Source organism: uncultured Planococcus sp. (assembly GCF_947501725.1).
GTDB lineage: Bacteria > Bacillota > Bacilli > Bacillales_A > Planococcaceae > Planococcus > Planococcus donghaensis_C.
Genome location: NZ_CANMXD010000001.1, coordinates 390,186 through 414,192 on the forward strand (window position 1 = coordinate 390,186; position 24,007 = coordinate 414,192).

General features: G+C 46.1%; 14 protein-coding genes. 12 read left to right on the top strand and 2 right to left on the bottom strand.

Annotation, left to right across the window (positions count from 1 at the left end; translation table 11 throughout):
* Window positions 1–50: 50 nt before the first annotated feature.
* From Q0785_RS01955 to Q0785_RS02010, 12 genes are all read left to right on the top strand, one after another.
* Window positions 51–320, top strand: coding sequence for a YhdT family protein (locus tag Q0785_RS01955; RefSeq protein ID WP_223634782.1), 270 nt, complete (start codon window positions 51–53; stop codon window positions 318–320).
* The gene (gene panF / locus Q0785_RS01960; RefSeq protein ID WP_298824541.1) at window positions 317–1,768 is read left to right on the top strand and encodes a sodium/pantothenate symporter; all 1,452 of its coding nucleotides are present in this window, start codon (window positions 317–319) and stop codon (window positions 1,766–1,768) included. The genes Q0785_RS01955 and panF overlap by 4 nt, the downstream gene beginning before the upstream one ends.
* A 322-nt stretch (window positions 1,769–2,090) precedes the next feature.
* Complete coding sequence (locus tag Q0785_RS01965) at window positions 2,091–3,005, top strand: DMT family transporter (protein WP_298824544.1); 915 nt, start codon at window positions 2,091–2,093, stop codon at window positions 3,003–3,005.
* A 144-nt stretch (window positions 3,006–3,149) separates the two neighbouring features.
* A complete protein-coding gene (locus Q0785_RS01970; RefSeq protein WP_298824546.1) occupies window positions 3,150–4,763 on the top strand; it encodes a M20/M25/M40 family metallo-hydrolase in 1,614 nt (537 codons plus the stop codon).
* Window positions 4,764–5,317: 554 nt separating this feature from the next.
* Window positions 5,318–6,274 (top strand): nuclease-related domain-containing protein, encoded by a 957-nt coding sequence (locus Q0785_RS01975; protein ID WP_298824549.1) that lies wholly within the window; start codon window positions 5,318–5,320, stop codon window positions 6,272–6,274.
* A gap of 1,026 nt (window positions 6,275–7,300) precedes the next feature.
* The gene (locus Q0785_RS01980; protein WP_298824552.1) at window positions 7,301–8,389 is read left to right on the top strand and encodes an amidohydrolase; all 1,089 of its coding nucleotides are present in this window, start codon (window positions 7,301–7,303) and stop codon (window positions 8,387–8,389) included.
* Window positions 8,390–8,511: 122 nt separating this feature from the next.
* A complete protein-coding gene (locus Q0785_RS01985) occupies window positions 8,512–9,549 on the top strand; it encodes an S-layer homology domain-containing protein (protein WP_298824554.1) in 1,038 nt (345 codons plus the stop codon).
* 380 nt (window positions 9,550–9,929) lie between these two features.
* Complete coding sequence (locus tag Q0785_RS01990; RefSeq protein WP_298824557.1) at window positions 9,930–11,348, top strand: alanine/glycine:cation symporter family protein; 1,419 nt, start codon at window positions 9,930–9,932, stop codon at window positions 11,346–11,348.
* 309 nt (window positions 11,349–11,657) lie between these two features.
* Complete coding sequence (locus Q0785_RS01995) at window positions 11,658–13,835, top strand: 5'-nucleotidase C-terminal domain-containing protein (protein ID WP_298824559.1); 2,178 nt, start codon at window positions 11,658–11,660, stop codon at window positions 13,833–13,835.
* Window positions 13,836–14,227: 392 nt separating this feature from the next.
* Window positions 14,228–15,691 carry an N-acetylmuramoyl-L-alanine amidase gene (locus Q0785_RS02000; protein WP_298824562.1) on the top strand — a complete coding sequence of 488 codons (1,464 nt, stop codon included), beginning with the start codon at window positions 14,228–14,230 and terminating at the stop codon, window positions 15,689–15,691.
* Between the two features lie 349 nt (window positions 15,692–16,040).
* Window positions 16,041–17,087, top strand: coding sequence for a C40 family peptidase (locus Q0785_RS02005; protein ID WP_298824567.1), 1,047 nt, complete (start codon window positions 16,041–16,043; stop codon window positions 17,085–17,087).
* 293 nt (window positions 17,088–17,380) lie between these two features.
* Window positions 17,381–19,384, top strand: a complete 2,004-nt coding sequence (locus tag Q0785_RS02010) for an S-layer homology domain-containing protein (RefSeq protein WP_298824570.1) — start codon at window positions 17,381–17,383, stop codon at window positions 19,382–19,384.
* A 1,501-nt stretch (window positions 19,385–20,885) separates the two neighbouring features.
* Here the strand turns inward: Q0785_RS02010 and Q0785_RS02015 are convergent.
* Both Q0785_RS02015 and Q0785_RS02020 read right to left on the bottom strand, forming a co-directional pair.
* On the bottom strand, window positions 20,886–22,457 hold the full coding sequence (locus tag Q0785_RS02015) for a hypothetical protein (RefSeq protein WP_298824572.1): 1,572 nt from the start codon (window positions 22,455–22,457) through the stop codon (window positions 20,886–20,888).
* Window positions 22,458–22,461: 4 nt separating this feature from the next.
* Window positions 22,462–23,982: a lipid II flippase MurJ gene (locus Q0785_RS02020; protein ID WP_298824575.1), complete on the bottom strand. Its 1,521-nt coding sequence runs from the start codon at window positions 23,980–23,982 to the stop codon at window positions 22,462–22,464.
* Window positions 23,983–24,007 lie beyond the last annotated feature (25 nt).

Genomic DNA, 24,007 nt, shown 5'->3' on the forward strand with positions numbered 1-24,007 from the left:
AACCACTGCTGACATGAAATGAAAATAGCGATTGAACGGAGTGAATAGAAATGGAAGAAACAGATTGGCGGTTTAAGATAGCACACCGGGAAGCACGGATTGGCGTGGGCTTGGCGCTGTTCAACTTTGTCTGGTGGTTTGGATTTGCATATGGCATGGGTTCACGGCCGGTAGAGGAATACAGCTATGTCTTCGGTTTGCCGGACTGGTTTTTCTATAGCTGCGTCGTCGGCTTTTTGGTGATTGCGGTGTTGGTGATCGTCATCGTGAAATTCTTCTTTGTAGAAGTCCCATTTGAGGAAGAGGAGGATTCACAATGAATTACGCTGTATTAGTACCGATGATCGTCTTTTTGTTGATCATCTTCTTTATCGGCTATTGGGCAAGCCGTAAATTATCGGCGTCCTCCAATTTCATCAGCGATTATTTTCTAGGCGGCCGTGAACTCGGCGGATTTGTATTGGCTATGACCATGGTGGCAACCTACGGCAGTGCGTCGAGTTTCTTGGGCGGACCCGGAACTGCCTATACGATGGGCTTCGGTTGGGTATTGCTTGCGATGTCGCAAGTGGTCACCGGCTATTTCGTCCTGATGATCCTCGGCAAGAAATACGCCATCATGGCACGCCGCTACAAAGCGGTCACCATGATCGATTTCCTGAAATCGCGCTATGACAGTACAGCCGTTGTGCTGTTGTCGGCACTCAGTATCATCATCTTCCTTTTCTCTGCCATGGCGGCGCAGTGGATCGGCGGCGCTCGCCTCGTGGAATCACTGACGGGCTTGTCGTATAATTCGGCTTTATTTCTATTTGCTGCCAGTGTCCTCGTTTACGTCACCATCGGCGGGTTCCGTGCGGTTGCACTGACCGATGCCGTACAGGGTGCAGTTATGTTGGTCGGAACATTGGTCCTGCTGATCGCGGTCATCATCGCGGGAGGAGGCATTCCGAACATCGTCAATGATCTCGTCAATGAAAACCCGAATCTGGTCACGCCATACGGAGCAAGCGGTGATTTAAGTGCCGCTTACGTGTCGTCATTCTGGATCCTGGTCGGTGTCGGCGTCGTCGGCCTGCCGCAGATTGCCGTGCGGGCGATGTCCTACAAGAATTCACGTTCAATGCACAGAGCTTTGATCATCGGGACGATCGTCACCGGCTTCATCATGCTCAATATGCATTTGATCGGCGTTTTCGCACGTCCTGTACTTCCGGGAATTGAAATCGGCGACAAAGTCATCCCGCTCATTGCGTTGGAAACCTTGCCGCCGTGGGTAGCGGGCATCGTGCTTGCCGCTCCGATGGCTGCCATCATGTCGACTGTCGATTCCTTATTGCTGTTGGTCAGCTCGTCGATCGTCAAAGATGTCTACTTGAATTACATAAAACCGGACGCCACTATCAAAACCATCAAGCGCGTATCGTTCGGTGTCACCGGAATCTTGGGAATCATCGTCTTTTTGCTCGCCTTGGATCCGCCCGACTTGCTGATTTTCCTCAACCTGTTTGCCTTCGGTGGCTTGGAAGCAGCTTTCATCTGGCCGATTGTTTTGGGGCTGTATTGGAAATGGGGCAATAAATACGGCGCAATCGCTTCGATGGCGACCGGGATCCTCAGCTATATCGGACTGCATTTCTACAACCTGGAAAACGGCAACCTGTTCGGTGTCCATACCGTGACGCTGCCGGTGCTTTTGTCGCTCGTCGCTTTCATCGCTTTTAGTCTGTTGATCGGCAGGAAGGCTTATAATTATAATGTGCGTTGATGGGATAGGGGTTTTATGAAATCTCGTCCTGTGTTGCACCGGTGCTGGAGAGCTCTCAAAGATATGGAGCAAAACAGCGCGAGCCCTTGGCAGTTGGCACCGCGACGTCCTGTCGCGCCAACTGCATGACCCGCATCCTGCGGGCCCGAAAGCGAAGCTGTTTTGCGGAATATCGGTTATTAAAAATTATTAGTTCAACTTATCTAGTTCCATTTAGTTAATTACAAACTCAACCCACAAGTGATTTTTAGACGTTTACAGATGCCAAAAACAGGCGTAAAATGAATGCTTATATTCGGAAAGTGAAAGAAGGTCTTTGCAATTGACTCAGTGGAAAATTTACGGCATCCTGACAGCAGTGATGATTGTCTGGGGCTTTAACTTAGCCTCTGTTAAATACATGGTGGCATTTGTGGACCCGGTGACATTGACAGCATTCCGAATTTTATTGGCGGGATTGTCGGTGATCGGAATTCTGGCTGCCTTCAGAATGCTGCGTTGGCCGGCTAAAAGCGACTGGAAGTTCATCTTTCTCGGTTCGCTGCTCAATGTCGTCGCGCACCATTATTTCCTGTCGAATGGCCTGTCCTTGACCACCGGCTCGAATGCCGGATTGATCCTTGGTACAGGACCGATGTTGACGGCGGTATTGGTATCGCTCATTATGCGCAATTTCCCGTCCAAACTGCAATGGCTCGGGGTAGTGGTCGGCTTTGCAGGCGTCGCTGCTACAGTATTGGTGGGTAACGGCGCGGCCACAGGATTGAACGTCGGCGACATTTTCGTCTTCATCTCGATTCTTGCGCAGGTGTTGAGCTATATCGTCATCGCCAATGCCGCGCGCTCACTGGATCCGCGTCTATTGACGGGCTATATGTTCGTGGTGGGCGCAACTGTTCTATTCATCATTTCACTCATACAGGAGCCGGGAGAAATCCGGGCTTTCGCCACGGTGCCTACATCGTTCTGGATCGCTTTCCTGTTCTCGGCGATGCTGGGGACAGCGGTCGGCCATATGCTCTATAATTATTCGATCGGGCAGGCAGGACCGACAAAAGCCGCCATCTTCATGAACCTGAACACCTTATTTTCCCTTGTGGGTGCAAGCGTCATTTTGAATGAAAAGATCACACCCGGCCATATCTACGGCTTGGTGCTCATTGTCATCGGCGTGCTGTTCGGTTCCGGAGCAGCCGAAGATCTCTTGAAGAAACGAAAAAAGCGGCTCTCGCATTGAGCTGTTTTTTATTGCTTGAAAAGCCGATATAGTAATACAGAGCGGCTTCTATGCTTTTTTTTGCGGCCTCTTTTTATTTGCAGGGAAGTTCACTATAATAGAAGAAAGTTAGACAGCCAAGAACAATCAGAGGAGTGAAAAGCCATGGCCACATTATGGGGAACGCCAGAGAAATTAGAACAATTATTGTGTGAACTGGTCGGTTGGAAGAGCCTGACATTGACCGATGGAGAAGTGGAGTTTGCCTTTAAGTTGAAAGACAAACTGATGGAGCTTCCCTATTTTCAGGAACATCCGGAATATATCGGATTGGGTGAAGTGAACTGGGAGCGGCAAAATGTGACGGCTCTTTATAAACACCCGGAAGCGGTCGACACTGTTGTCCTGCTCAGCCACTTCGACACGGTTCACACAGGAGAATATGGAGATCTGGAACCTTTGGCATGCAGTCCCTATAAATTGGCGGAGGCCTTCAAGCTGATCCGTGATGAATTCGACGCGGACACGTTAAGCGACCTCGACTCAGGCGAATACCTCTTTGGACGCGGGACGATGGATATGAAAGCTGGCCTTGCCCTGCATATGGCATTGATTGAAAAAGCCTCCATCGAAGAATGGCCGATCAATCTGCTGCTGATGACGGTGCCGGACGAAGAAGTCAACTCAGCAGGGATGCGCTATGGCGTAGCCAAGCTGCTCGATCTCGAGCGCGAACATGGGCTTGAATTCATTCTGTTCCTTAACGGAGAACCCGTTTTTGCAATGAAACCTGGCGATACGGCTCATTATCTGTATACTGGCTCAATCGGGAAAATCATGCCATCGGCGTTGTTCTACGGCAAAGAGACCCATGTCGGCGAACCGCTGTCAGGCATCACATCAAGCTATATTTCGACCTATTTGACCCATCGGATGGAATGGAATCCAAGCTTCAAGGAAGTCGTCTACGGGGAGACGACGCCGCTGCCGGTCACTCTGATGCAGCGGGATATGAAGTTGTCCTATTCGGCACAGACTCCGTACCGCACGTCCGCCATGTACAATGTCTTCATGATGGAACGCAACGCGGAGGAAGTCTTCCAGATTTTTGAAAACGTCGCGAAAGAAGCGGCTGCCCATTGCGAACGCGATTACCGTGCCATGTGCGAACGCGAAAACATCGAACCGTTCGGCAGCATCAATGTCATGCGCTATGAAAAACTGATGGAATACGCGCTCAATAAATTCGGCCATGACTATATCACTGATCTGTTGCGCGACACGCTGATGCATCCGGAATGGGACGTCCGCGAAAAGTCCATGCATGTCACAGACATCCTGCTCATCAATTGCCAGGAGCTGACTCCTGCCATGGTCCTGATGTACGCACCGCCTTATTATCCGCCCGTCAATTCATCAGAAAACGAGCTGATCAAATTATGCGTCGAACAAGTCACAACCAATGCCAAAGAAAAGTTCAACCTGGACATCGAACAAGTCCATTATTTCAACGGCATCTCTGACCTGAGCTACGTCAATTACACGGACCAAAACGGCGGCTGGATCACCTATGAAAACAACACCCCCGTCTACGGCGATCCCTACAGCATCCCGTTCGAAGCCATGAAACAATTGACCGCTCCTGTTTTGAACGTTGGACCCTACGGCAAAGACGCCCACAAACGCACCGAGCGTCTGCACATCAAAAACACATTCGAAGAAATGCCCATCCTATTAGAAGAAATGATCCTATCCATACCCGTGAAAAGCCGCCATTGAGGTGGCTTTTTTTGGTTTGTGTTGTGTATAGGCTGAGGTAGCGAACAGGATACTTAGTTGGTTCAGTTCAAGGTCGGTTTTGTGGCTTTTCGCTTGCGAAAAGCGTGTCTGGGGTTGGGCATCTGAGTGTTTTGGGGGAGAGATAGTTTGGGATCCGGTGGATTTAGGTAGAGGTGGTGAATATTCAGGTAGGAGTGAAGTCGGTTGATGTATGGAGAGGGAGAGTTCATGTAGAGGGCGGGAAATGTGAGATAGACGGCATTGATTCATATAGAAGCTTGAAAACTTGAGGTAGGAGCGTAGTTTAGTGATATATGGAGATGAAAGATTCTTGTAAAAGTCCGAATACGTAAGATAGAAAGAAACACTGTATACAGAGAAGAAGAATTGTCAGGTAGAAAACTGAGACTTTCACGTAAAACTCGCAAATTATCACATAAACTTATACTCAAAAATCATTTTTGAAAGCTATAGTAGGTTCAAAAATTAGATTTGGATATAAATGGTAAATCCCTATTTTATCTGTTAAACTAATGAGAAAAAGGAGAGATTTTATGATCATTAAACATCGCGAAAAGCCGAAAAAAATTGCGGGGTATGAAGCTTTATTAAAAAGGCTGCCGCCGACTCATCCAAAACGGATGGCTGTGAAAAATAGTTTAAATAATGCCAACGCGGGCTACGGAGGGGAAGAACGCTTGGATGAAGCGCTGGAATTTTTTGACCCGCCTTATCCTCACCTGATTATCCAGGATTTTTCATTGGGAGAGTCGTTTAAAGTTCAAGTGGATACGGTGGTGCTCACCCAGAGCTGTGTGTTTTTACTGGAAATAAAAAATATCGCGGGAAAGCTTCAATTCAAGCAAAATCCGAGTGCGCTGCATTCGATATTGACAAATGGAGAGATTAAAAGCTATAAGAGTCCCATCACGCAAATGAATGAAACTGCTATACGCATGAACAAATTTTTGAAAACCCTCGGTTGTCCACTGTCGGTGGCGACTATTATTGTCATCGCGCATCCTTCGCAAATTGTTGAAGACGCGCCGCCTAATGCTCTTATTTTAGCTTCGGGCGAGCTCAATTTTCACTTATCGAAAATGAAATTGCTGAAACCGATTATTTCTATAGAAGAACTTCATCAGCTTGGGCAAAGTTTAGTGGATATTCATCGGGATTATCACCCTTTCCCTCTGGCTCCTAAATTTCAAATCGAACAGTCTGAAATCGAAGCTGGAGTCTTTTGTCCACGCTGCGTATTTGGAAAGATGGCAAGAACAAAGCGTATCTGGGAATGTGAAACGTGCCGACTGACCAGCCAAGATGCCCCTGTTGATGCGTTGCTGGACTGGTTCATGCTAATAAAACCTACAATCAATACAGCTGAATGCCTCGATTTTATCGGTCTAGAAAAACTCGATACAGCCAAGCGATTTCTGGTCCGAAACGGTTGCCAACCAATCGGCGGCCGGCGATACCGCGAATATACCCGTCCGTTGAAGGGAAAATAAACAAACTTTCACCGGAAATATAATAGAACTCTTGTAAAGTCATGTAGAGAACCGGATGCTTCATGTAGAGAACGCAATTGATCATGTAGAAAACAAAAATTTTCACGTAGGAATCAAGAAGTCATGTAAAGAGTTAGATACTTCATGTAGAGAACTCAACTATTCATGTAGCCGACAAAAAGCTTCACGTAGGAATCAGGAATTCATGTAGAGAGTTAGATACTTCATGTAGAGACCGCAATTGATCATGTAGAAAACAAAAATTTTCATGTAAGAATCAGAAAGTCATGTAAAGAGTCGAAAACTTCATGTAGAGACCTCAATTGTTCATGTAGAAAACAAAAAGCTTCACGTAGGAATCAGGAATTCATGTAGAGAGTTAGATACTTCATGTAGAGACCGCAATTGATCATGTAGAAAACAAAAATTTTCATGTAAGAATCAGAAAGTCATGTAAAGAGTCGAAAACTTCATGTAGAGAACTCAACTATTCATGTAGAAAACAAAAAGCTTCACGTAGGAATCAAGAAGTCATGTAAAGAGTTGGATACTTCATGTAGAGACCTCAATTGTTCATGTAGAAAACAAAAATTTTCACGTAGGAATCAAGAAGTCATGTAAAGAGTTAGATACTTCATGTAGAGATCGCAATTGATCATGTAGAAAACAAAAAGCTTCACGTAGGAATCAAGAAGTCATGTAAAGAGTTAGATACTTCATGTAGAGATCGCAATTGATCATGTAGAAAACAAAAATTTTCACGTAAGAATCAGAAAGCCATGTAGAGAGTTAGATACTTCATGTAGAGAACTCAACTATTCATGTAGAAAACAAAAAGCTTCACGTAGGAATCAAGAAGTCATGTAAAGAGTTAGATACTTCATGTAGAGATCGCAATTGATCATGTAGAAAACAAAAAGCTTCATCTTAAAACCCCACACCCAAACTATTTCTTCACAAATCCTCCCGTTCCTCGTGTACAATCAAACTATTAAAGTGAATTTCTCATACAAAGGAGACAACTGCATGGATATCGAACAGCAAATACGTGAATACTTCAATCATTTCCATACGCATCCTGAAGTCAGCTGGAAAGAGGTGGAGACCACCAAGAAACTGGCAGCGATCATGACTGAGCTGGGAGTTGAATATCATACGTTTCCGGATGTCACCGGGTTGATTGCTGAAATCGGCAACGGGCCGGAAGTGGTGGCGATTCGAGCGGATATTGACGCGCTTTGGCAGGAAGTGGACGGCAAACTCCAGGCCAATCATTCCTGCGGACACGATGCCAATATGGCGATGGTGCTTGGGGCACTTCTGCACTTGAAAGATGAAACCTTGACGAAGCGGGTCCGTTTTATTTTTCAGCCAGCGGAAGAACTCGGAAATGGTTCGCTGTCGATGATCGAGCGGGGAGCAATCGACGGGGTCTCACATTTATACGGCGTACATTTGCGGCCGATCGAGGAATTGCCGTTTGGCCAAGTGGCGCCTGCGCTTCATCATGGATCCGGCATCTTCTTGAGAGGGAAAATCACGGGCGTGGATGCACACGGCGCTCGTCCACATCAAGGCAAGAATGCCATCGATGTCCTTGCAGCGATTCATCAATTTGTGAAATCGATTTATTTTTCACCGTTTGAATCGTACTCGGCGAAACTCACGCATATCCAGACGGGCGGCGACAGTTTGAACATCATTCCGGGAAGCGCTCATTTTGCCATGGATGTCCGCTCCCAATCGAATGGGCTCATGAAAGAACTTCAGCAAAAAATCGCTGACGGTTTGGAGGCGATCGCTAAGCTGCACGATGTCGGGATTTCCTATGAGTGGACAGATTACACGCCAGCTGCGGAAGTTTCCGGAACAGCGATGCAGATTGCAGACGCTGCCATTCGGCAGACTTTGGGGGACGAAGCGACAGCACCACCGGTCCATACGACAGGTGCTGACGATTTTCATTTCTACACCATCAAAAAGCCGGAACTGCATGCAGCCATGATCGGCATCGGAGCGGATCTCACACCTGGGCTCCATCATCCGGATATGCGCTTTAACCATGAAGCCCTGGCGATTGGCGCACGAGTTCTGGCAAATATAGTAAGGCAATAAACGAACGTAAAACAAAAGTAGGAGTTTTTTTAAAAAAAGGATAGAAAAGGGGTGAAAAAGGGTATAGGTAAAAATATAGCGAAAAAACGTATTTGAGGGGTCTCAAATAGGAAGGAGGGCATATGAAAAAGCCGATTATTTCTGCACTTATGGTTTTATTATTTTTATTTTCGACATCACCGGTTCAAGCCCATCATTTCCCGGACTTATCTAAATACCATTTTGCCTATTACTCGATCCATAACTTATCCAAGGCTGGAATTTTAAACGGTTACAGCAATGGCAAATTTGGTCCTAATGATAATGTAACAAGAGCGCAGGCAGCCTTGATCCTCGCGAAAACGCTGAAACTGGATTTGGATACCGCATTCAAGCCGAAGTTCACGGATGTTCCAACCAACCACTATGCTTATAAGGAAATTGCGGCCTTAACTGAGAAAGGTGTATTCGCGGACGTCAAAAAGTTCAATCCGGCGAGTCCTTTGCCAAGATCGCAGATGGCAAAAATCATCATCGAAGGTTTCGATATTGTCGTAGACAATAACCATGAAATCAATTTCAAGGATGTCCCTTCAACTTATTGGGCACATTCCTATATCGTGACGATGGCCGAAGTCAATATTACAAGAGGCGTGACGACCTCTACTTTTCAGCCGGAGACATTGGTGACGCGTGCTCAGCTGGCAGCATTTATCGAACGTTCCATGCAATTTGCAGAACGGGTAAAAACAAAAACTGTCACATATGACAGTGGCAGTAAAATCTATTCGGGAGTAACTTCAGTAGCCTATGACACCATCGCCTTAGTCAACGAAAAAAGACAGGCGGCAGGTGTAGGAAAAGTTCTGGAAGATCCTGAACTGTCGAAAATTGCACAGTTGAAGGCGGAAGATATGGCTCGAAATAATTATTTTGACCATACCTCACCTACGTATGGGCTTCCATGGGAAATGGCTGTCGATTTAGGTTATCCGACAAACCAGGTAGGGGAAAACCTAGCGAGCGGGTATATAACCGCGGACGAAACAGTTATGGCCTGGATGGAATCCCCAGGACATAAAGACAACCTATTGTTGAAATCGTATACGGTGATCGGCGTTGGTTATATGGAAGATTCAGATGGATTTCCTTATTGGGTGCATATGTACGCCATTCGATAACCAAAGAAATGCATGTTTCCAAAGAATTTCCCGGGAAATAACTTAAAATACTAACAATTCTACTATAGGCCAAACACATGCTATCATTAAGTTGAGCCGATATCCGAGACCCTCTTTTACTAGAGGGTCTCATTTTTATATGGCTTGAACGGCCAATAGAGGTTGCGCTTACCTAAGCGGAAAATCGACCGCCTGCAACTGCACGTTTAGACTGGGCAGGCAGGATACCGGATACATAGGCGCTTTTTACCTATGTTCTGCCTTTTCTCAGTGGAATATCCCGCTGAGCGAAGCTTTTCTTTATATCCATTGAAAAGAACGTTTCTTTCCAATGGATACAGGGTATTGTAGATAAGTTTACTAAAAAGGGGAGAAATTGAATGGATGCTTTTTTAGATGGGGTTACGTGGTTCGTCGATAACGTCAACACGTTGCTCTGGACATACATATTAATTGCACTTTTGATGGGCCTTGGCCTGTACTTTACTATTCGCACCAAATTCGTCCAAGTTCGCTTGTTCGGCGAAATGTTCCGCGTCATCACGGAGAAGAAGGACGGCGATAGCGGCGTGTCCGCTTTCCAGGCCTTCACGATTTCAACCGCATCACGTGTCGGAACCGGCAATATCACAGGTGTCGCATTAGCAATTGCCATCGGTGGTCCGGGAGCGGTTTTCTGGATGTGGATGGTGGCTATCATCGGGATGGCTACCGCTTTCATTGAAAGTACATTGGCGCAGGTCTATAAAGTCCGTGACGGCGAGCAATTCCGAGGCGGCCCGGCATACTACATGGAAAAAGCGCTCGGCAACCGTAAACTTGGTATTGTCTTCGCGATTCTATTGACACTGGCGTTCGGGTTTATCTTCAACTCTGTCCAATCAAATACCATTGCGCAGTCATTTGAAGATGTTTTCAATATTCCTGATTGGTCAGTTGGTTTGGGACTTGTGCTCTTGACGGCTGTGATCATATTCGGCGGCGTTAAGCGGATTGCACGCGTTACACAAGTGGTTGTGCCGATCATGGCAACAATTTACATATTCGTCGCATTGTATATCGTAATCATGAACTTCACTGAAATTCCTGCAGTATTCACTTTGATCATCCAAAGTGCATTTGGCTTGGAGGAAGCGGTAGGCGGCGGTATCGGTGCTGCCATTATGCAGGGCGTACGCCGTGGCTTATTCTCCAACGAAGCCGGTATGGGTTCTGTACCGAACGCAGCAGCTTCCGCCAACGTTTCGCATCCAGCGAAGCAGGGGCTTGTGCAAAGTTTGGGCGTTTTCTTTGACACCATTGTCATCTGTTCGGCAACTGCTTTCATCATTATCCTGGCAGACCTGTATTCAAACGGCGAACAGGAAGGGATCCTGCTGACGCAGGCATCATTGAATGTCCATCTGGGCAGCTGGGCGCCTTACTTCCTGGCGATTGCCATCCTGTTCTTTGCGTTCAGTTCGATCATCGGTAACTATTACTACGGTGAAACGAACATCGAATTCATCAATGCCCACAGCGGTTGGCTGACTGCTTACCGTTTCGGCGTATTGGCGATGGTGATGTTCGGTGCATTGGCACAAGTTCAATTGGTCTGGAACATGGCCGATCTGTTCATGGGCTTCATGGCTGTACTCAACCTCGTAGTCATCGCCTTGCTCGGCAAAATCGCCTTCAAGGTGCTGGATGATTACACAGGCCAGCGCAAAGCCGGAAAGAATCCGGAGTTCTTTGCAAAAAATATCCCTGGCCTGAAGAACACTGAATGCTGGGGCGACGAAGAAAGCCGCCACGAATAAGGTATCCACCCCCTTTTGCTTATCGGCAAAAGGGGTTTTTTTATGTAAATTTCTTGAGTCGCATCAATTTCCAAAAAAATGAAGGCTCTATTCTCCAAGAGTATTACTTCATAAGTTAGAGAAGATGAGAATGATTAAGCTTGAGAGTTATTTCTTTCATTCAATAGGAAAAAAATAGATGAACTATTCAGCACAGAAATACATTGTAAGAATAATGCGTTTTTTGTGTAAATTGTATGGAAGGACCAGGTTTAATTTGGTAAAGTAAAGGAGCAATGAGAAACATAATCCTTAAGGAGGAAAGAGCACATGACAAATGTCCTGCAAAACAAGAAATTCATCGCTTCGGCAATCGCTGTAACTATGGTGGCTTCCGCGGTTTCAACCGTATCTGCTGATGCGGCGAAATTTGAAGATGTTTCCGACCGTTACGTGAAAGCGGTTAATTTTTTGGTTGAAAACGGCATTACGAATGGTATTTCTGAAACACATTACGGTACGGCTGACAACATTAAAAGACAGGATGCAGCTGTGATGATTGCCCGCGCAATAGGATTCAATTCAAGCCAGGATTTTAAAGATTCAGGATTCACTGATGTTCCGGCTTCCGCTAAATGGGCTGTAGATGCTTTGGTACAGGCTGGAATTGTCCACGGCAAGACGGAGAAACGTTTCGGTGCAACTGATTTACTGACACGGAACGAACTTTCCAAGCTTTTGGCAAGTGCGGCCAAATATGATATAGACGACAAAGTGACAAAAACACAGTTTACAGATGTGAATGCGAAATTCGCAAAATATGTAGACGCGTTGCTTAAAAATGGCATTACAGTCGGGAAGACGGAAACACAATTTGGTGCCGAACAAAACCTGACACGTGGAGAAATGGCCTTATTCATTTTCCGTGCTAAAGACGATTTGAAGAATGAGTTGTTCTCGATGTCATTGATGCATACAAATGATACGCATGCGCGCCTGGATTCAGCTCCTAAAAGAGTGACGGCAGTAAAAGAGTTCCGTGAAAAAAATCCGGATGCTTTATTGCTGGATGCAGGTGATGTATTCTCGGGAACATTGTATTTCAACGAATTTACTGGAGAACCAGACGTGAAAATGATGAATTTGATGAAGTACGATGCGATGACCTTCGGAAATCACGAATTTGATCTGGGTTCTTCTGAAGAAGGGCATCAGGCGCTGAAAGAATTTGTCGAAGCGGCAGAATTCCCGTTTGTAGCTGCAAACGTTGATTTCTCAAACGATCCGCTATTTGACGGGTTGTTCCAGGCGAAGATTCCGGCAGAGGCTGCCTCAGGCAATATCTACTCAGGAATCGTGAAGGAAATCGACGGCGAGAAAGTCGGGATTTTCGGACTTACGACGAAGGATACTGCAGACATTTCCAGTCCTGGAGAAATCACGTTCTCTGATTATATTGCAGAAGCGAAGCAAATGGTCGCTGAATTTGAAGGAATGGGAATCGATAAAGTCATAGCTCTTACCCATATCGGCTTTGATGATAATGCTGCAATCGATAATGACCAGGAATTGGCGAAAGCGGTTGAAGGCATCGACGTTATCGTGGGTGGCCACACGCATACAGAACTTTCTGATCCAGTTTTGGTAAATGAATTTGACGCACCGACCATCATTGTCCAAACAGGACAGTATGGCGATAACCTGGGAACATTGAATGTGGAATTCGATGACCAAGGGGAAGTCTATGCATACGCGGGTGAGCTGGTCGAAATTGATGCGCAAGCCGAAGATGCAGAAGCTGTAGAAATTCTTGAGCCTTATGCAACAAGAGTGAAGGAAATTGAAGAAGAAGAGACGACAGCTGTTGCTGTGGAGCCGCTTTTAAATCCGCGTACAGGTGATACAGGCAATACAACTGGAGTGAGTGTTCGTAAAAATGAAACGCCATTAGGCAATATCATCACAGATGGCATGCTTGCAAAAGCAAGAGACTATAGCCCGGAAACAGTGATGGCTTTCCAAAATGGCGGCGGAATCCGTTCAGCTATTGATGCGGGACCAATCACAGTGGGAGAAATCATTGCTGTCTTGCCATTCGGCAACACATTGGCGACTATGGACTTGACTGGTACTGAAATCAAACAGGCATTTGAAATCAGTGTCGGCCAATATCCAAACGAAAATGGTGGTTTCCTGCACGTCGCTGGAGCTGAAATTCAATTTGACGCCACAAAACCTGCAGGCTCGCGAATTGTCTCCATTACATTTGTAGATGAAGCTGGAACTGAAACACCTCTAGTAGAATCAGAGACATATAAAGTGGCAACAAATGCCTTTACCGCTAAAGGCGGAGACGGTTATGATGTTCTGGCTCAGGCATACGCTGAAGGCCGTGCCATTGATTTGGGAATTTCGGATTGGATCAATTTCCAGGAAGAACTGGAGCGGATCGGCCAAGTGACACCAGAAGTTGAAGGGCGCATCGTTGAAGTGAACACCCCTCAATAACTTCACAGCTCCATAAAATTAAAAAAGCTCCGCCCTCAAAAGAGGGCGGAGCTTTTTTGCGTGGGTCTTTGTGTGGAGAAAGAAAACGTGGATTCTTATAGAACAAGCTCTTATTGCTGTAGAGATGGGGTGTTTAGCAGGGTGCGTTTTTCCTTAAAATATAAGCGAAATACCTAGTTTTTACATTAATTTGTAAAGAAAAAATCTATGAAAAAATATTAACAAAATCTAAAACACTAACGTATAGTGAAGAAAAAACGAAAGACTTTATACTCACTTATGAAGAGAAATCTGATTCTAAATAATCACAAATAGGTTAAAAGTTACATAGAATTTCCTGAAGGTATGGTTTAAAGTATGGATTAACAATAATATTTAGGAGGCAAATAAGTTTGAAAAAGTGGATAATTTTACTATGTATAGCATTGATTTCTTCGGTGATAGTTCCTATGAGCCATGTGAGTGCAAATACCAATTTTAAGGATGTCGGTGCCAGTCACCGAGCCGCAGCGGAAATTTCTTATCTAGTAAACAAGAATATCATCAATGGGGTTACGCCCACCGAGTTTGTTCCTGATAGAGAAGTGACAAGAGGAGAAGCTGCTGCAATGCTGGGCAGATCATTGGGGTTGAATGGTCAAAAACGCGCAACCAGCTTCAAAGATGTTGCAGCTGGAAATATGGCTTCAGGCTATATAGTAGAACTTGTCAATAAGAAAGTCATCAGCGGATACGGAGACGGTACGTTCCGCCCTAACGCAAAACTAGATCGTGGCGAAATGGCCATTTTGATCAACCGTGCTTATACCTTAGGGGGGACGAATTCTTCAGACTCTGCTAAAATCCTGATGGATAAAGGTATTGCACAAGGGATGGCAGATGGAAGCTTCGGAGGAAATGTAACGATTATCCGTTCTGATTTCGCCGTATTCCTGGCAAGAACCATCAATGCTGATTTCCGTGTCAAAACCGGCGATACGTCCATTTTTAAAACAACACAATATGTAAGCGTAGGTTCAAGTACATTGAACATCCGCTCAAAACCGCAAGTCGTCAATTCGCCTTCTAACGTCATCGGCAAGCTTAGCCACGGCCAAATGGTCAGTGTTGCAAGCTACACGGGCAACTGGGCATACATTAAAGCCGGAAACTTGATCGGCTATGTCGATAAATCCTATTTGAAATCTGCAAAACCGGCGGCAGTACTGCCAGCTCCACCTCCAGCTGCCGGAAAAGATCTTACAATCATCATTGATCCAGGGCATGGCGGAACGGATCCCGGAGCCAGTGGTTTTGGGTTCCTTGAAAAAAATGTCGCCTTGAATGTCAGTAACCACATGAAATCTTATTTTGATAAAACGCCGATTCAAGTCGTAATGACGCGTACTGGAGACACATATCCCAGCTTGACGCAACGTGCGGAATTTGCGAAAAAATATGGCGGTGACATGTTTGTCAGCATCCATACAAATGCTTTCAATAATTCAGTGAATGGACAAGAGTCATTCTATTATGGTTCAACTTCTGCAACAAACCCTTATGTAACTCAATCAAAAGTGTTATCCATCTATATGCAAGCACGCATGCAGGAAGCTTGGCCACTTGTTAATCGTGGAGTGAAACAAGGAAACCTGGCAGTTCTTCGCCAAAACACTGTACCTGCAACGCTTATTGAAATGGGCTTTATCGACAGTGATGTCGATATTAAGTACATCCGTTCTGATGCGCATCGCAAGAATATGGGAAGAGCCCTTTACCTGGCAAGTCTTGACTTCTACTATCATTACCACGGCCGCACTGATTTGGGCCAGTATTACAGCATAGCCGGTTCTTCGCCAAGTAAACGACTGCATTAATCGTCCAGATCCATCCGTGCAGCTCGATCTTTCTTTGCCAAAAACTCCACTGCCCAATGCGGCGCGGTGGAGTTTTTGTTTTCAAAGTAAAACAAAACCTGAACAGAAAAAAGGTATTTCAAAAAATTTACTGCAAAATAATTAGTAAGATGGAGTTCTAAAGGAACTTATATATCCTCTTTTTGGTATAAATAAACAAAAAAATGAAACTTGTTACACAAATGTAATGCAAATGTAACAATAACTGTTAGAATTGTCTGCTAGAATCAAAAATAGATTAAGAAGACAAAAAAATTGATTCAGTGCCTGATCAGCATTTTGGGTCCAAAAAACAATAAGAGGTGACAAATTGAAGAATCGCATATTGCTCATAATGATGATGGTACTATTATTCTCAGTAATCAGTCCTTTTACAGCCACTGAAACTAAGGCCGCAGCACCAGATGACATTGCCAGTTATGCTCTTAAATTTAAAGGCACACCTTACAAATTTGGTGGAACCACTACAGCAGGATTTGATTGTTCAGGCTATATCCTACACGTATTTAAGAACTTCGATATTTCATTGCCAAGAACGTCAGCCGAACAATTCAATGTCGGGACCAGCGTTTCGAAAAGCAATCTTCAAAAAGGTGATTTAGTATTCTTTGCCAATACATATAAGCCAGGAATTTCCCATACAGGAATTTACTTGGGGGACGGCGATGTGATTTCAGCGGAAAGTAAAGGTGTGGCAATTTCAAACATCAACACCAATCCTTACTGGGGCCCGAAATACGCAGGAGCTAAACGGTTAAGCGGAGTGAAAAGTGTTACTGCACCAATTCAAGCTTCATTGCCTCCAGTCACAAACGGCAACTTTGTAGATGTGGCTTCATCACATCCAGCATATGAAGCGATTAAATCTTTGAATGTTTCAGGAATCATCAATGGTTTCGAAAAACAGGATTTCCGTCCAAACGAATCCATCACTCGCGGACAAGCGGCTGCAATGGTCAACCGCGTACTGGAGCTGCAACCATCAGGTGCTGTCAACTTCAGTGATGTATCCACATCACACCGATTCGCTAAAGACATAGCGGCGATGAATGAATCCGGTATTATTCTCGGATACACAAACGGTGCATACGGAGTAGACGATACATTAACAAAAACACAATTAGCTGTCATTCTCGAGCGGGCATTTAAAATGTCTGAGTCGACTCAAGCGCAAGCTAAAACTTCATCTGTTAAATACCTGGATATTCCATCAACATTCTGGGCGCACAAGCACATCGTTACGTTAAAGGCGATTGATCAGACAACAGTCTTCCAAACATCAAGATATTACGAAACGAAAAATGCAAATCGTTCAGAATTTGCAGCAGCTTTATACAGCTCCATGATGGTTAAATAAACATCAAGAAGAACGGGGCCTTCCAATAGCATATGGAAGGTTCTTTTTTGTATGTATTTATAGGTATAAAGTCGTGGTTTAAAAGTCTAATTTTAAATCAAGTGAAATGGAATTAGGCACAAGGAGCTTATTTTAAAGTATTCCCATATTTACCTTCTTTAAAACATATTTTTACTATAAACTATATATAAAAGAGTATTTTATTGGTAACTAATGAACTTTTAGGCTGATAGAGAGAAGAAAGAATACCTATATTGCACAAGCCAATCATTCAGAACTTACAGGGGGCCCACATGAAGACAATCAATCGGTTAGCAGTTATCATTTTATTAATTTCCGGAGTTTTTGGTTTTGCAACAACCAGCCAGGCGACCGACATCGTACCCGGCAGCGCGTTGGAAAAAGAAATGAAAGAAATGGTGGAAAGAGGGATTTTATCGGGTTACAAGGATGGCTCGTATAAACCCACAGCCAGTGTGACACGCGAGCAATTCGCTGCATTCATCAACCGTGCATTGAATCTGCCAGCGGGTATCCATCCGTTTAAGGATGTACCAAAAAACTCCAGCCTTTCAAATGAAATCGGTGCTGCATACAGTGCCGGACTAATGGTCGGAGTTACAGAAAGCACATTCCGTCCGACTGCCAATATCACACGTGAGCAAATGGCCCAAACGTTGAAAAATGTGTTGGCGTACCAAGAGATGGAATTAGTGGAAGAGCGCATCGAGTTTTCGGATGCTGATGACTTTGTTTCTTCTGGTGGAATTCGTGCCGTATTCAATATTGTCCATTACGGCATTACGGAAGGGATTCCGGATGGCAAGGGTGGATTGAAATACGGACCGAAAGACATCGCCAGCCGTGAACAGGCAGCGGCTTTCATCTATCGCTTCCTTCTGGCTCATGAAGAAGCCAGTGCACCACCGATCCTCCCGGATGTACCGAATGACGGATCGGCGTATTACCTTGGCTATGTCGACAATGGCGTATTGGTGAAACAGCAATACGGCCACAAGGAGTATCAGTTGGCTGCAGAATCATTCAAGAATGTACCGACTGCCCAAGCGATCTTTAAAGGGGATGAAATTATCCGGATCAAGAGCGGACTCGCTTATGGAAATCGTGTCTCAGGAAGTGGCGTTAAAGAAGTAACGACCATCTATTATGATTCCCAGTTCACCAAACAAGCCACATACATCGAGCATGGCAGAGAGCTCCGCTATATCGATGCCAATGCGGAATTCGTCAAAGTACAAGTGGGCGGAACAATCGGCTTTGCGAAACACAGCGAAGTGGATTTTGTCCCTGCTGAATTGATCACTAGCCGTGATTATTACTTGAAAAATCAGTGGGGCACTTTAGAGCATCATCAATACAATTACGTCACAAAATCCCGTGCCAGCCACTCGATCGGGCCTGCACCGTCAGAAATGGTGGCGGGAGTGAAATACTATAGTAAAGATGGCGTCCATTTCGCAAACGAAGCGGGAGTCACCCAGTTTGTCCATTACCCTTATTTCCAGTATCAATCGGTCCGCACCAAAACGAATTACACGGCTGCACAACTGGATCAATTCGTCATGAACAGATTAAAAGGGGTGACCACCTCATCCGGGACATACAAAGATGCTGTAACGAGATCAAAACTGATCGGCAAAGGCAAATACTTCATCGAAATGCAGAACAAGTATAATATCAATGCCCTGTTCATGTTAGCGGCGGCAATGCACGAAAGTGCTTATGGCATGAGCGCCAATGCACAAACCAAAAATAACCTTTTTGGAATCCGTGTCTTTGATGGATCGCCTCACGAAGGCACCGTCTATTCGCAGCCTGAAGGCAGCATTGATGCTTTCGCCCGTGAATACATGAACCGCAATTATGCGAATCCACTTGGCGGATACGCAAATGGCGCTAGTCCAGGCAACAAGACCACTGGATTCAACGTCAGCTATGCATCAGATCCGACATGGGGCGCTAAAGTAGCCGGGCACATGTTCCGCGCTGACTTGGAGTTAGGCAAAAAAGACATCGGCCAGCATAAATTGGGAATCACCAATACCGCTTCCACCAATGTCAGAAACGCACCAAACGGCCCAACCGTGCTGTATCAATTCAAACGCTCGGAACTTGGCGTCAACAACGCCTTCGGTTACCCGATCGTCATCCTAGGCTCTCAACAAGCAAGCGACGGCTACATCTGGTACCAGGTCATCTCCGACTTGAACCCGGACACCGACACCAATAACGGCGTAGGCTGGATCCGTTCAGATCTGGTTGATGAAATCAATTAATAACCAATAGCAAGAAAACAAAAGACGTTTCGGGGCTTATCCGAAGCGTCTTTTTTTAGTTTGTTTAGATATAGAAGGGGTGAAGAAATCGCTTCAGACGGGGGCTTTCCTGCGGGCTAAGTTAGTAACTTGTGTTTCTATCTTCAAATTTCGAGTTCTTAACTTAACAAGTGATGCGGCTACCTGAACTTTTCAAATCCCTACCTGAAATTTCTCGATTTCTACCTGCATCCACAGTTTTCTCAAAGTTCAACTACCCGATTGGAAGCGGTTCGCAGGCGAACCGCCACAGATCAAACACGGCACGTTTTTCCTGAATATTGCTCTCAGAAATGAGGTGAACTCTATTTGAGTGAAGCATCCATACACGTGATATAAATCCGAAGAGAATTTACACAAAGAAAAAGAAGGGCTCACGTAGAAACGTGAACCCTTCTGCTTAAAACTTTAATTACTTTATATAGAAGCATTTCATGATTATCAAGCGAAGGCGCGTGCCCCACCGCTGCCGAGCGTTTCCAGAACCCCACTCCACCTACGACTAAACAAAAAAGTAGATTGCTGCATATGAAGAAGCACCCAGCGCCGGCGCGTCACAGGAGGGGACGGAGCGATAAGACTGGCAAGCAGAGCGCTGCCTGGCTTATTGCGGGAGTCCTCTCCCGAGCGTCCGAAGCGGCTGATAGAACCCACAAAAAAACCCGCCACTCACAGAATCATTCAGATCTATTCCATTCACCAAGCGAAGGCGCGTGCCCCACCGCTGCCGAGCGTTTCCAGAACCCACTCAACCTAGCACCTACAAAAAAGGAAGCTGGCTGAGTATCCCGCAAAACCAAGCGCCGGCGCGTCACAGGAGGGGACGGAGCGATAAGACTGGCAAGCGAAGCGCTAGCCCGGCTTATCGCGGGAGTCCCCTCCCGAGCGTCCGAAGCGGCTGATAGAACCCACAAAAAATACCACCACTCACAGAATCATTCAGATCTATTCCATTCACCAAGCGAAGGCGCGTGCACCACCGCTGCCGAGCGTCTCCAGAACTCCACTCCACCTACCACCAAACAAAAAGTAAGTTGCTACGTATGAAAAAACACCAAGCGCCGGCGCGTCACAGGAGGGGACGGAGCGATAAGACTGGCAAGCGGAGCGATGCCCGGCTTATGGCGGGAGTCCCCTCCCGAGCGTCCGAAGCGGCTGATAGAACCCACAAAAATACCACCACTCACAGATTCACTCAGATCTATTCCACTCACCAAGCGAAGGCGCGTGCCCCACCGCTGCCGAGCGTTTCCAGAACCACTCACTCAAATCCCACCTACAAGTAGTAGGTTCGCTGCGTATTAAGAAACACCCAGCACCGGCGCGTCACAGGAGGGGACGGAGCGATAAGACTGGCAAGCACAGCGCTGCCCGGCTTATCGCGGGAGTCCCCTCCCGAGCGTCCGAAGCGACTGATAGAACCCGCAAAAAATACCACCACTCACTAAAACAACCATAAAACCTACTCCATCAAACTAGTAACCTTCTCGATCAGCTCAATATCTTCATTCTCCAAATACCCAAGCTTCGACTCGATCATTTCATCAAAATAAACATTCCGTTCCATGCCAAGCTCCTCCAGCAGCAACTGCGTCTCCAGCAGATCCAACAACGTCAGCTGAGGATAATCGTCACCGCTGAATGTCCCATCAGGGCGCGCCTGGTACCACAAGTCTCCAGTTTCCCGGATCCAGCCGCCTTCTTCCTGATTAAACTCTTCAATGCCCACAGTCACTTGCTCAGCTGCCTCCAGATACTCACTATCCCCAGTATCGCCGTAAGCCTGAAGCAAAATCTTCAGCCCGCCAAGCTCATGGTTCAAAGAAGCGTGGGTCAGCGGCGTATCGTCATCTTCATCGAAATAATCAACGATCAAATAACCGTTAGCTGTTGGAAGGATTTGATCCGCTTCTACCTGGCTCAATAAATAATCAGCATAAGTTTCCACAGCCAGCCCGTCCTGTTCGATTTCGTCATCATAAAGCCGGGCAGTTTCATCCAGGTAAAAAGCGACATATTCGTTATAACGTGTATCGACATAAGGTGCAGTCACTTCATAAGCGTTTTTCAGCCAGGTGCTGGTGTATTCGGTAGGCCAACGGGAACCGTCAAACTCAGCCAGGTAATACAGCAGGTTGACGCGTGAATTCAAAATCATCGTTTCGTGAAAAGTGGAAGGATCTTTCTCGTTCCAGCGCATAGCCTCGTCATCTTCAAAGCGGCCGATGGCACGGCCATACCCCATTTTCGTGCTGGGTTCGATCGAGAAAGGCAGCTTCGTATATGGGCCGTCCGTCGTCAACCAATTCAATTGGACGGTTTGATTGTGCAGGGAATGATCGATCCATTCTTCTTCCGATTCCGTTGAAGAAAACAGCGGGCTTTCCGAAATCATCGCCCATGATTCGGCAAGGTGGACCGGGCGCAGCCAAAACTCCTTTACAATAGAGTTTTCTGTAACCTCCAGGTCGGTCACTTCCTTGGAAAGTTCCCGGAGGTGGCTGCTTGTGCCATCCTCATAGTTAGCTTGCATTTTCTTTGAAAGGTAGACATTGCTTTGAAGAAGCTCAACATCTGCGCCTTTCAAGGTGCCGAATGGATTGACCGTGGCGTCGACGCCGAATACGTCGTGGTACTCGTGCTCCACCACAGTCGGATTCCAGCTGGTGAATTCGTGGTCTTCTAGCCCGGCCATGGTCACAGTAGCAGGGAAGAACAGCCAGCTGCTATTTTCCAATCGTTCGAAAAGGAATTTAGAGCCATTGCCCAAAGTCCGTTCGGTTATTTCAATAAAGCCGATTTCCAAACCGAATAATTCGATGTCAGCACGCTGGCTGACGTCCTGGGTGTTTTCCAGGGTCCGTTCGGTTTGCTCAGGAGCAGTGACGGTGAATAATGCCGGCAATTCGACGAACACATCAAATTCGTCGCCCTGGTAGATCATATAGTCTTCTTTAATAAAAATAAAAGCGGTAAACAGCAGCAGAGCGGCCAGCAAGAAAATGCCGACTCCCCAAATGACTTTCTTTAACACATCATCACCCTTTCTTTTTGCGTTTGATCAATCCGATAAAGCGCCGGAATCCGGCTGGGTGCATAAATCGCAGCAATACACCGTAAACAATAATTCCAACTGGGACAAGTACGGCAAGTTGGACAAGTGCGGGCCATTCCGTAGCTGAAAAGGCCGTTTTCACTCCCCAAACCGCAAATCCCATCGCGGCAGCAGGAATGATGACGCGAACTGCCATCGATAAAAAGCGTTTGAATTCCTGCATGCCCAAATCCTTGTAAACCACAATCATCGATAAGGTGAAATAGTAGACGGAAACGACAGATGCAGCAAAGGCTAAAGCCAAGTAGCCGTAATCATCCACCAGGAACCAGTTCAACAGGAAGTTCAGCGCGATGGTCGTGACAGAGATGCGGAAAACGATAGCTGTTTTTCCGCGGGCGTACATCGATTTCGACAGCATCAGCTGCATACCTTGGAAAATGACGATCGGCAAGTAGAACAGCAAGGCCATATAAGTATAATCTGCATCCTGGGCGGTAAAAGCGCCGCCTTCATAGATGAAGGAAATGATGGCATCTCCAACGACCAGCAAGCCGACGGAAATCGGAACGAGCGTCACGAACGAAATCTCCATGCCCAAAAACAAGGTATCCTTGAATTTCGCTTGATCCGTTGCCTGTTCCGACATCAATGTGAAGATAATCGCAGCTAAAGTAGCGGCATAGATGGCGTTGGGAATGCTGATGATCAGTGAAGCATTATTCAAATAAGTGACAGCGGCTTCGATGGTTCCCGTTGCAAAAGCCTTGTTGACGAATAAATTCACTTGCCCCACCACAGAGTTCAGGAGGGAAGGGATGATCAGGATGACAAAGGCTTTCCGGAAATCAGATTCCATCTTCAATGTCGGTTCCCATTTGTAGTTTGATTTCACTAGATAATACAGTTGGATAATTGCACCGATAATGGTCCCCACGACAAACCCGTAGGCAAGTGCATAGATGCCCCAAATATCGCTGAACAGCAGAGCGAACACAGCGGACATGAACGTCGCGAGCAATTTGGAAACAAGTGTAGGCACGAAAACGCGGCGTGATTGCAGATAGGATTCCAGCAGCCCCGCAAGTGCGATAAAGGTCATGAAGATGAAGAAAACCTCTGTCATCTCGATGGCGATCACTTCAGTTGCCGGCAGCATATCGCCGTAGATGAACGGCACATACCAGCTTGCGGTGGACCATCCTACGACCGAAACACCGATGAACAGCAGCATCGTCCAATTTAAAAGGGCATTGGCGTTGCGGTCGGTGAGGTCCATCTTGTTCTGGCGTCTCTTGATATAGAGTGGCAGGAAGACATTATTGAAGCCGGTGGCGATCATAGCCACCACTAGGGTGATAAAAGAAAAAGCCAGGAAATAACCGTCTGTTTCAGCGGAAGCCCCAAATTCACGGGCGACAATCGATTCGCGCAGCAAACCCGATAACTTTAGTAAGAGGGCCAGACCCGTGGTCCAGATGGCTGCTTTTTTAAGACTGGACATGAATTCACTTCTTTCTCAACAAAAA